At 40.6% G+C, this 507-nt stretch carries 1 protein-coding gene; it reads right to left on the minus strand.

The window, feature by feature from the left end:
- On the minus strand, nt 1-507 hold a 507-nt coding region (locus LPB87_RS20630; protein ID WP_230729229.1), incomplete at both ends, for a hypothetical protein.

Raw genomic sequence — 507 nt, forward strand, 5'->3', positions numbered from 1 at the left:
ATTACTTGTGTAAATACAGTTGATATATTAGTACAAACATCAGTAGCTGTCCAAGTATTAGTATATGTTCCAGAGTTTACACAGTTGCCTTGGGCAAAAGTTCCACTTACTTTAGTATAAGTCACCGTTCCACCACAATTATCAGTAGCAACTGGGGCACTCGCTTGTGCAGTTGTTAATCCAGCAGTATCGCTACATTCAAGAGTAACATCAAGCGCAGTTGGAGCCGTTGTCCAAGTAGGAGCAGTGGTATCTTGAATAGTAATTACTTGTGTAAATACAGTTGATATATTAGTACAAACATCAGTAGCTGTCCAGGTATTAGTATATGTTCCAGAGTTTACACAGTTGCCTTGGGCAAAAGTTCCACTTACTTTAGTATACGTTACTGTTCCACCACAATTATCAGTAGCAACTGGGGCACTCGCTTGTGCAGTTGTTAATCCAGCAGTATCGCTACATTCAAGAGTAACATCAAGCGCAGTTGGAGCAGTTGTCCATGCTGGT

The sequence above is a fragment of the Flavobacterium sp. EDS genome (assembly GCF_020991525.1).
In the GTDB taxonomy this organism is placed as follows: domain Bacteria; phylum Bacteroidota; class Bacteroidia; order Flavobacteriales; family Flavobacteriaceae; genus Flavobacterium.